Below are 10,715 nucleotides of genomic sequence, written 5' to 3' on the forward strand. Positions count from 1 at the left end.
AGCTTGCAAATAGGTTCTATAAACCCGCCCGACCCCACGAAAAGTCCTCTTATTGATATTGCTGCAAGATGTCTGTTTTAACCCAATGCGCTTGGGTTAAGCCCGATCCCCCCTAACCCCCCTTAATAAGGGGGGGACAAGATTCTTCTCAAAGTCAACCCCTACTCCCCTTCTTAAGGGGGATTTAGGGGGATCGAGATATGTGCAACTTCACATTAAATTGGTATTAGGGATAATTTGGTGAAAAAACGGTTGCTAATTTTGGGCGGGACGGGGGATGCTGCTGAACTGGCGGTGAGAGTGTCTCAAATTGCTGAAATAGAGGTGGTATCTTCGCTAGCAGGACGCACTCAACAGCCTTTTACCCCAAAAACGGGTACGGTGCGAATTGGGGGGTTTGGTGGGGCGGCTGGGCTGGCGGCGTTTTTGCTCGATCGCGCAGCCCTAGGAGACGATCGCCCGATCGACTTTTTGATTGATGCTACTCATCCGTTTGCCGCTCAGATTTCTGCTAATGCTGCTGTTGCTGCTGCTGAATGTAATGTACCCTATTTGATGCTGGTGCGTCCAGCTTGGGAGAGGGTGGAGGGCGATCGCTGGATTGATGTTGCGGGCCACTCGGAGGCTGCAAGGGCTTTATTAGGGCTGTCTCAGCGCGTGTTTCTCACGATTGGTAGGCAGGAATTGGCTGCTTTTGCTGGTTTGGATGCTATTTGGTTTTTGATGCGGGCGATCGATCCTCCGGCACTCAATTCTCCTATTCCTAATGGTAAATTGTTATTAGCAAGGGGGCCTTTTTCTTTGGAAGAGGAGCGCCAATTACTATTAGAATATCAGATTGATACAATTGTTAGTAAAAACAGCGGCGGCGGTGCTACTTATGCAAAAATTGTGGCGGCTAGGGAACTGGGAATTCCGGTGGTGATGGTGCAGCGGCCGCCGATTGCGGATGTTGAGCAGGTTGCTGATGTTGAAGGGGCGATCGCTTGGTTAGTTAAGCAGTTATGATATCAAATTCGTTAGCATTGGAATAGTAAATTTGAGTTGACTGTTTACTGTTGACGGTTCACTGTTTACTGTCAACAGTCAACGGTCAACATCATTCCGGTGTTACCAGAAATGATATTAGTAGGGTTTCAAACCTCGGCCAGGTTATGTCTTTGAGTAATAGTTGATTTCCTGGCTGGATGATTATTTGTTTTAGTTCTAGCTGCATATTTTGACTGTTTTAATATGATTTGAAATATAAAATAATTTAAGTTAATAGATTTTAGCAATTCTGCATTTATGCGGAATCGATGTTAGGGATTAAGATTAAATTTATTGAAAGCTATCATGAGCAGCCAGTTAGTTGCATTCTGTTCCTTCAGCAGTTCTCATTCCTCCTATGATAGTTTCCACGATCGCACACTGATTAGCCCCACCGCGAGATGGAGCAACTGTGACCACAAATCGTGCGTTGGTAATTGCAGGATTTGTACTGGGAGGCAATTTTTTTACATTGCCCTGATAGTCAAAAACGATCGAATTTACAGGAACACCAGTATCAACAGGAGTAATTGCATTCGTGATTAGTGTAACCTGCTTTTCTTTAATTTCGCCTCCACCGTTGAAAGTCACTGTTTGTAGGGGAGGGTTTTGGGCTGGGTCGGTGTTAATTATAGCTGTTGGCGGGTCAGTAGCTGGAGTAGGATTGAATGTAATTGTGATATCACGCTTACTTCGCTTTGCTTCGCTTTGTGCACTTCGCAAGGTTTGGAGGACTCGATCGTTCACAGTGCGAACTCTTTGTCTGTTGATGAATGCCTCCCAGCTTGGAGCGGCGATCGAGCTAAATATACCTATGATTAACGCTATCACGAGCACTTCTAGAAGGGTGAATCCTCCATCATCTTTTCTGGATGCAGTTTTGTTGAAATTAGGGCTGGGCTTGGCAGCCGAGTTATGCAAAAGTTTTAATAATATTGGTGGGGTTTTCATGGTATTCTCCTATTGTTTATCGGCGGGCGGCGATTCGGAAATGTGTTTCAGACATCAGTTACTGTCCGCGGGCACCTCGACCTTGTACTTGAACGCTTGCTGTTGGGAAAAACGCCGAACTGTTGGGGTTATAATTAGCATCGGCTTGAAGGCGACGGAGGCTATTTCCTCTGATAGTGACTCGGGCTAAATTTCTAGCAGTATCAACACAAGCGTAGAAGCTATTTGTAGGTGTTGGAGATGATGAATCTGTTATTTTGAGAGTTGTTTCTGGGATTGTAATTCCAGTTTGGGTAGTGGGAGTCCCCAGAGCGGTCGTACACTCATTGCCTGTGACTGCCGGCCCTGGGCTGTTGTGGTCGATGTAATTGAGCAGTACCTCGCTTCTTACATCCGGGTTCGCGAAACTAGCTGCTCCATTCGTCACATTTTCAGTGGGCTTGCTGATATCAAAACCTGGCAGAGTGGAAGAACCTATGTAAAAGGCCGAACTGCGCTTTTGCCCGTCACTTACATCAGTAAAATAGCGTTGTGATGGATCTGGATTTGTCGAGTTAGGATCTCGCAATCCGTCTTGAATTTGATAACGAACAATACGGGTAGGACACGTACCTCCTGAAGGCTGACACCAAATAGAGTTAGAATTAGTTTCTTTAATTTGGTAGTACGCAACTAATGATAGGACATAGGTATCGTTGCACGCATTTGTGTTGCAATCATTTGGTTGAATGCCCGCAGTAAGAGGAATAGAATTCTTGAGAAGCTGTCGCTTCCAAAATACAAGAATAGGGGTTTGATTTGGGTCTGTGGTGGGGATGAAATTCCGTATTGCAGGGATGCCTGTAGGGGTAGTGGTGGGAGTGCTGGTAGTAGCAGGATTATTATCGTAAATATAAATAGCTTGGCTCAAATCTTGGGCGATGAAATCAACGGCCGCCTGAAGGTCTTGCTCCGTATTTGACTTGACTTGTTCCCTCCTGTCGGTATTCAGCATATCGACTACAAAACCGAGCATTGGCGTAATGATTATAAACGCCATAATTGCTCCGACTAATAGCTCGACCAGAGTCATGCCCTTTTCTGTTTTAGCTTGCCCAGAGCGGTTTCGTTGGTGCTGAGTTTTGAGAAGCAACCTGAGTAAAGTTTTCATTTTGACTGTTTCCTTTGTCAAATGGGAGGAAGCGATTTTAATTTAACAACGGGGGCTTTGATTATTACTGACAACCACCGAGTCGAGTACAGAGCGATCGATATGCAGACGAACCTCCTTGCCTAGTAGGGGGAATTTCCGTTTGCATTACCACCAAAGGCGCTTGAGGATTGCCAAGAGCCGAATTAGCGACTGATTGCTGTGTCTTTGTCATGGTACCTGGGAACCCGTCGGCTCTGTAAACACGAACAGTTAAGGAGTAGCCTGTTTCTGTGGGCTTAGCAGTAGTGGAACGAACACCCTGAACGTAAAAGTCTTTTTTACTACCATCAATACATGGGGGAGTTCCACCATCCAAGTCAACGCAATACAAACCCGTAGAGCTTGTAGGAGCAGCAGAACTTTCGACAGGAAAACCTGCTGGGCTTGTTCCATCATTAGGCCTGATCGCCCCCGTCCTGAGAGCGTCTATGTAAGTTCTCGCCGCCTGCGTGGCCAGTTCTATCCGCCGCGCTTGTACGCGAGTCGCTACTGAGAAAGCCATCACAGGGGCGATCGCAATCATCAGCACAGAAACCACGATCATCGCTACCAAAGACTCGATAATCGTGTAGCCGCCGTCTCGCGACTGAGGTAAATTTTGCTTTTGTCTGTGCTTGCTCATAAATTAGAACTCCAGTAATTGCGCGACACAAAGTTATTGATAGGGGAATTGCTGGCAATTTTCATTGGCGCTAAGGGAAGTAGCGGGCGTATTGTCCGATGCCTTGACTCCGCATATCAAAGTTTTTACCCACTTGTCATTCCGAGGTACTTCTCGGAAAAACTCGGCCGGTTGATTCCTTGAGGGAGGAGTAGTCAACTTTTGAGTGAACAAGTCCGCCGGCTGAGATAGCAGACCCACGTCATAACCCCAGTTCCTGGTTGGCGGGCTGAAGTATGGAATCCGACCTGCGCCCGTCGAAATGTTGTATATAGTTGGAATAGCAGTCAGCGGGAGTGAAGGATTCAATTGAGAGAACACGGTTACTAACCCTCCAGTCGGAGTTGGTTGATACGGTGCGGTGCTAAAGGCGCTGCGAGCCAACTGAATAAAACTGCCTCGAATATTAGTGGTAACTGCCCCATTCTCCCCCCAGCTTTCCAAGAATCGGGGCAAGTTTTGCAAACCGCCATTAAAGTCGCTGGTTGTAGGGGTAAGGGTTCTCGACGGAGTATCGTTAGCTCCGATGATGAGATTGAAAGTTGTCTGTACAGCTTGCGGTATCCACCCTGTTTGTAGGGCAGAAAGGGTACCTGTTGCATTGCCCGACGTTGCTGTACTGACATTTTGGAGTTGTAAGACTGGGAGCAAGAGCGGCTGGGTGCCGTTATATGTCGCCCCCGCTGAATAGGGAGGAGTTGGTGCGGTTGGTGCTAATGCTGCTGCTGCTAAAGTTGGTAGCCTTGTATTGCTGCCGTCTCTAGTGTCGGCGGTGATAGTGTTGGTGTTGACCTGATACGGTATGGTGCTGCCATTGTAAGTCACAGTGGGCCTAGCTCCCGTGGCAAACCACAGAGAATTTCTGCCAGCAGTAGGGGCAGGAGGAGTAGAAGCAGCAGCAATAGTAGTGCCTCCAGTAATGCCAAAAGGCTGTGGAGTGGTGGCACTTTCCAATCGGGAAGAACCAGTGTCTCTTTTAAAAGCCACGCGCCGGGGGAATCGCTGTAATGCTGCTATTGGCGGATCGACTGTCGATCCAGCTTGAAAAGCGCTTGAGACACCTGCAGCCGCAGTAGTGTAGTTAGGCGTGGTGTATGACGTACTAACAGCAGATGCCGTCTGAGGGGTTGATGCTAGCGGATTGACGAACCAATCTGCATCCCCACACTCAGAAATCGGTAGTTTTGTGCAAACTTCCATCAGATACTCTGGAAAAGGCCCGCGCCGCTGAACAGGCGTGACAAAGTTGTTAAAGTAGGAACTCGATAACGGGCCGCCTGCTGTCGGTAGCACGGTTGCTGGCCTCACGTAGTTAGCATCTGTTAAGGGTGTAGTGGTAGCATTTAGAGTACCTAATAAATTGCCGTTGTTTGAAAACGCCCCGCTGGAAAGTCCGTTAGTAACAAAGTTGTTGTTGAAAAATCCTCTTTGTCGGCGGCGGAGTACGGCATCAGCACCCGCATTGTTTCTCAGGTCAAAGTCTCCCTCATTGCGAAACCCAAAACGGTAATTTTGCGATAGGAGGGTGACAGCATCTGCCAGCACTGTTGCCGGTCTCCAGTAGTCGCCCGTACAGCTCGGCAGCCTGGGGTCGCCCGCGCGACAGGCAAAGCTGGGGTTTAGGGTGTTGCGGTTGTAAAAATTTCCCCAACTTAGGTTCACAGGATCTGTAAACTCTTCGACTGGCCTAAAAGTCGGTGTCGCAGGTGGAATGGCAGGTGCATTTTGCCCGTGGGGGTTAAATTGTCCTTTGATGTACACCGGCAAGTTAGATACCAAGGTCAGCCCTTTTTCTCTGACTACATCTGCTACTCTAGTGACCCCTGCGGGAGTATTGCCGGTGCCGCGAAATAGGAATTGACCGTTAACCAGCATAATGCCGTTCGGCTTGCGGGTGGGGTCGAGCCTGGAGTCTGAGCCGCTGAGTCTTTTACTCTGTTCCGGGTCCGCGTTTCGATTGCTGCGATCGGGCAGCGCATCGTCCCGGCTGGCATATACAATCCCGCTGTTGGGCAGCAGCCACCCGGCAGGAGCATTTGGTTCTGCAAATGGTTGCCCGCGCAGCAAGCCGATATTTAACTGGGTGACGCGAATTTCTAGAGGTTGTCTTTCTTCTAGAGGCTGATTGTAATTGCCTGTTAATACTGCTGCTGGGGGGACTGGTGCTTGCGGGTCGGCAGGCAGAGGACTGCTGAGCGTAAAAGCTTCGTTAACGGCAGTTCTGTCGTCGTCCCGATCGACCGCTTTAATTTCTCTGCCGTTTAAAAATGCTACTTCTTGAATTGCTCCTGGAGGAACAAGTGTGGTACTCGCACCATTAGCACCTCTGATGAGAATGTCGATCGCACAATTAGTCGAGTCGATCGCAGCTTTTTGTGCTAACGTGCGATTTGCCTCGCTTACTTGCAGCGCCGTTCTCAGCGGCCCGTTAGCAAACCTACCGTCTGGGAAAACTATGTTGGCTTGTGCGTCCAATACTGCATCGCCGCCTGTCAGCAAGCCGCGAGCGTTCGGAGCAGAAGCGCCTCTCGGTCTGGATCTTGTCGGCGGGGCGTAGGCGATGCCGTTGTTGGAGCCGATGAATGCCTGCCGTGATCCGATGGCAGGATCTCCGCTCACATCGAAGCTAGCATTGGAAAGTGCTGCGAAATTAATATTTCTAGCTGTGGAAGCGTTGCTGGGGTCGTAATAGCTGCTGACGCAGGCAAATGGGGTTTGGTCTGGAGCCGGATCTGTAGGATCGGTGAAACCGCTGTTGGCGTAGTGATACACTGCCGATGCCCGCATCCGCAAATCGCCTTTGGCATACTTTTTAGCCGTGGCCGAGTTTTCATTAATGCTGGAAAGCAGAGTAACAGAGGCGACTGCTGGATCTAGGCCCGTACCGTCGGCTGTTGCGGGTGCCGGCCAATTTTCCCAAGCACCTGCTACGTTGTTGTATACCTGAGAACCAGGTCCAAGCGGTGACATCGGCATGGTGTCTGGCCAGACTACCGGGTACTGCTCCAACGCCGCAGTTGCTGGGTCGTCGTAAGTATTGGCCGGAAGGGAAGGGGGGGAAGGAACGACAGATGCGGGACCTTGATTTTGACCGTCTGCATCTGTCCACCTAGGCGGTGGCAGGAAGGAGTTAGTGCGATCATAAACGCCAGCACTGGTAATGACCCGGAGACCGCCAATGCCGTCGAGGGGATTTACCGGTATTTGAGCTGCTGATCTTTCCCAGAAACCGTCTCTGAAAGGCTTTGCGGGATCTGGGGTTTCGCCTAAACCGTTGCCGCGGTCTGTTGCTCCTACGTCGGCGAGCCTGGTGACTTGGGACGTGCGCTGCCGCGTTCCACTGCCCACATTTTGTGGCACTTTACCTAAAAACTTTTGCTCTGGATTGTTCCACCGCTGTGCTGGCAAGTTATTGCCTACCACTACGCGATCGCCCAACTTCCCTTCGTTGTCATTAGGTTTTACTGCCGAACCATCCGCATTTGTTGTTTCTAGCTGAGGTAGACGGAGGGTTAGTCCTGTCGGACCCGAAACACTGCCTTGATCGTTATTAGAGTTTCCTGTAGGAAAGCTCCAAACATCTTTCGGTCTTAAAGTCTCGCCGCTTCCTTCAATGTAAGACTCTCCAGCCCTGACTCCTGCATCACTTCCGAGCGGTGCTTCTAAAAAAGGAACTTTCCGCAGCCGTTCTTTAAAATAAGATTGCAGCGCATCCTCCAACTTTTGAGGCGGATTTTGGCTGCCTGCAGGGGGATTCACCGCTTGTCGAACTGACAGGGGAGTTGCAAGACCTAGACCTGTTGGATCAACTGCGATTTGAGCCGTCACCAGTGCATTTAACCGCCGTGAGTAAGCGTCGCTGTTGTAAAGTACATCAAGGCTGCTATTTCCAACGGATTGATTGGCGCTGTCAATTGCTGGTGAGGCTGCATCTGGCTGGTCTGAACTTGTTTTGGTTTTGAAAAGATGTACTTCTACGGGATTTGCCGCCGTGCTATTTGTTGCCGTCCCGTTGAGCACGTTGCCGCCGACAGCAATTCTGCTATTTTCTTGATCGTAAAAACAAGAGCGCTTGCTGCTAACTTCAAATAATTTGATAGTTCTGGAACCGTTCAACCCCGATACCAATAAGTTGCTATTTGTAAATATCCGCCCGTTTAGGTTTAGCGGTGGTCCCGGAGATATATCTAAGTCGTCTTCATATACAACCGCATTATTGCTGAGGGGAATGCGACTTTGGTCTTGCTGATATTCTAGTGCAGATATGCTGGGAGTTCCCGTGAAGGCTACCGCAGGACCCAACCCCGCAGCAGCTACGAGGTTAGCTTCTGCCGCTGTCATTGGGACGTTAACCGTATAGACAAAGAAACTTTTTTTAAGTTTGCCCTCCAGTTTATACCAGCCGGAATCTCCCACCAAGCTAGCAACGGTATTGCCTGCATCCTCAGTCGAGCACGCGGGGTCTAAGGAGCCCAAAGACATCGGCGGCGTTCTGGCATCCAGTGGCTGTCTCGCCCTTGAGAAATTGCCATCTGTATTGCGCGCAGGAGTTCTAAAAAATATTCCATATAGCGTAAAAGTGTCAAAATTGCCGTCGTTATTCGTATCGACGGGATATCTCCAAGCTGTATTTATCGCTTCATTTTCACTGCCTACTTCCCCCAGCGGGTCTTGAGGATTCACGTTAACCGGAGTAGTAGCGCCGTTAACAGGATACTTAAGTATTAAACGCTCTTCGTCGCCAAACTTATACAAATCCTGCCCTGAAGCTGGAACTGCCGACATAATACGGTACATTTCAGCATCGGATGGAGTCGCCGTCGGTCTTTGCGGGTCTTCCCGCAGCATATATTCAATTTTCGCTTTCGCCCGATCGAGCGCGGGAGTCGCGGCCGCCAGCACCTGCTGGCTCACACGCACGTTACGCGCCGTATTAGCCCGATCGAACGATCGCAGGGTAATCGCCACAGTCAACAAAATCACTACCAGCAACACCATCGTCACCGTCGGCAGCACAAACCCCGCCACCGGCAGTCTCGCCCTCCGGCCCATAGCCATCAGGGTTTGCAGCATTGCTCTCATCAGCCGCTTGGCCCCGGATCTGGTAACACCAGCAATCCGCCGCAGCAGGGATACGATAATTTTGGATAATTTGCTCTTAAACATTGACGCCTTCCTGAATAATTTCAGAGATGGTATTGCTGGTAGTGACTGCTCGACAGTACAATCCCATCTTTATTGTTCCCATTTTTTGCAACCTGCATATCAGCCTCTTGCACAAATTTAAATCTGTACCTTGGCTGAAAAATAAAACCCACAAACCCGCAACCAAAATCGCCGCCGATAATATATTTTTCCGCGAAAGATTTGACCCGCACGAATTAGATATTCATAACTCCAGTCTAATCTAGTTAAATTAAAATGTCAGTCCCCAGAGCGAGAGTGAATGCGATCGCCCAAAAACAGTGATCGCGATCGTATCCCATGTATTTCCCAGCCCTTGTCTGGCAGGCTTTGTTGATGTGTTCGCCTTGCTAGCGCTTTTCAACCACCGGAATCTACAATCACGATCGGTCGATCGAGTAGTTAAGCCTGTCAGCGCGATCGAATCTAAATTGGGCGATCGAACTTCCGTTTTGGGTCAAAGTGCGATCGAATTGCTGTAATGCCCCCAAGTGCGATCGAATTGCTGTAATGCCCCCAAGTGCGATCGAATTTTCGTAATGCCCCCAAGTGCGATAATGATTCAGATAAATTTGTAGGGGTAGTGCTACCCCTACTCCCCGTGCCTACCCCCTAATCTATCGGGCAACCGGGCGTGGGATTGCCCCTACAATAATTATGCAAATGATGCGAGGATTGCTATACATCTTCAGTCCTTTTCAAAGGACTTGCGCTATGAGACGGGGGTTTTAACCCCCGGCGGACTATCGGTACAAATGCCAAATCCGAAACACTGTCAGTACAAGTGCAAAATATCAACCTACCATCCCCACCCATGAAACAACCCCCCAAACCCCCCGAATTCATCATCATCGGCGCCCAAAAAGGCGGCACAACATCCCTGTACTATTACCTAATCCAACATCCCCAAATCCTCCCCGCCGCCCAAAAAGAAATCCATTACTTCGACTTGAACTTCGACAAAAGCCCAGACTGGTACTATGCCCAATTTCCCCAGCCCCAAACAGGCGAAAACCTAGTAACCGGAGAAGCCAGCCCCTACTACATCTGTCACCCCCAAGTTCCCCAGCGAATTTATGATTTATGTCCCAAAGTTAAAATAATCGCCCTGCTGAGAAACCCAGTAGAACGCGCAATCTCCCACTATTATTACTATATCAAAATAGGCTACGAATCCCTATCCTTAGAAAGTGCGATCGCCTCCGAGCCCGAAAGACTCAAAGGTGAAATAGAAAAACTCCAAGCCGACCCAAACTACTACAGTTACGAACACCAACACCACAGTTATCTAACCCGCGGCATTTACGCCGATCAACTCCCAGCCTGGATAAAACTTTTTCCCAAATCACAACTTTTAATCCTCAAAAGCGAAGACTTATATACCAATCCCTTCGGCACATACAACAGCGTCTTAGAATTTCTAGAATTGCCGCCGCACCAACTACAAACCTACGAAAAATACAACGCCACCCAATATCCCCCCATCAGCGACACAGTATACGACCAATTGAGAGCATATTTTCGATCGCACAACCAAAGACTAGCCGAAATGTGCGATCGAGACTTCGGCTGGGACTAATTATTTCGGGAATTGTAGGGGCGGGTTCACAAACAATATCTAACAAATACAAACAATCTAAATAAACCCGCCCCACCCCACCAATAACCTACATGAACCTTGATTTCATCCCATCCTCC

7 protein-coding genes are annotated in these 10,715 nt (G+C 49.1%); 3 read left to right on the top strand and 4 right to left on the bottom strand.

What is annotated here, in order from left to right:
• Nucleotides 1–240 precede the first annotated feature (240 nt).
• Complete coding sequence (locus tag QT992_RS31990) at nt 241–1,008, top strand: cobalt-precorrin-6A reductase (RefSeq protein ID WP_333378612.1); 768 nt, start codon at nt 241–243, stop codon at nt 1,006–1,008.
• A gap of 339 nt (nt 1,009–1,347) precedes the next feature.
• Here the strand turns inward: QT992_RS31990 and QT992_RS31995 are convergent, their stop codons facing one another.
• From QT992_RS31995 to hpsA, 4 genes are all read right to left on the bottom strand, one after another.
• Nucleotides 1,348–1,980, bottom strand: a complete 633-nt coding sequence (locus QT992_RS31995) for a type II secretion system protein (RefSeq protein ID WP_333378615.1) — start codon at nt 1,978–1,980, stop codon at nt 1,348–1,350.
• Nucleotides 1,981–2,038: 58 nt separating this feature from the next.
• Nucleotides 2,039–3,130, bottom strand: coding sequence for a hormogonium polysaccharide secretion pseudopilin HpsC (gene hpsC / locus QT992_RS32000; protein WP_333378618.1), 1,092 nt, complete (start codon nt 3,128–3,130; stop codon nt 2,039–2,041).
• A 64-nt stretch (nt 3,131–3,194) separates the two neighbouring features.
• Entirely contained in the window at nt 3,195–3,794 is a 600-nt protein-coding gene (locus QT992_RS32005; protein ID WP_333378621.1) for a prepilin-type N-terminal cleavage/methylation domain-containing protein, read from the bottom strand.
• Nucleotides 3,795–3,827: 33 nt separating this feature from the next.
• On the bottom strand, nt 3,828–8,999 hold the full coding sequence (hpsA, locus tag QT992_RS32010; protein ID WP_333378623.1) for a hormogonium polysaccharide biosynthesis protein HpsA: 5,172 nt from the start codon (nt 8,997–8,999) through the stop codon (nt 3,828–3,830).
• Between the two features lie 299 nt (nt 9,000–9,298).
• On the opposite strand from hpsA, the gene QT992_RS32015 reads away from it, so the two are divergent.
• Together QT992_RS32015 and QT992_RS32020 are read left to right on the top strand one after the other, a co-directional pair.
• Nucleotides 9,299–9,499: a hypothetical protein gene (locus QT992_RS32015; protein WP_333378627.1), complete on the top strand. Its 201-nt coding sequence runs from the start codon at nt 9,299–9,301 to the stop codon at nt 9,497–9,499.
• A gap of 332 nt (nt 9,500–9,831) precedes the next feature.
• Entirely contained in the window at nt 9,832–10,596 is a 765-nt protein-coding gene (locus QT992_RS32020; RefSeq protein ID WP_333378630.1) for a sulfotransferase domain-containing protein, read from the top strand.
• The last annotated feature ends 119 nt before the right edge of the window (nt 10,597–10,715 follow it).

The organism is Microcoleus sp. T3_D1, from assembly GCF_036700405.1.
GTDB lineage: Bacteria > Cyanobacteriota > Cyanobacteriia > Cyanobacteriales > Microcoleaceae > Microcoleus.

Bases quoted from the DNA above. Each gene is read 5' to 3' on its own strand.
- QT992_RS31995 (WP_333378615.1), bottom strand. From the start codon at position 1,980: ATGAAAACCCCACCAATATTATTAAAACTTTTGCATAACTCGGCTGCC.
- hpsC (WP_333378618.1), bottom strand. From the start codon at position 3,130: ATGAAAACTTTACTCAGGTTGCTTCTCAAAACTCAGCACCAACGAAAC.
- QT992_RS32005 (WP_333378621.1), bottom strand. From the start codon at position 3,794: ATGAGCAAGCACAGACAAAAGCAAAATTTACCTCAGTCGCGAGACGGC.
- hpsA (WP_333378623.1), bottom strand. From the start codon at position 8,999: ATGTTTAAGAGCAAATTATCCAAAATTATCGTATCCCTGCTGCGGCGG.
- QT992_RS32020 (WP_333378630.1), top strand. From the start codon at position 9,832: ATGAAACAACCCCCCAAACCCCCCGAATTCATCATCATCGGCGCCCAA.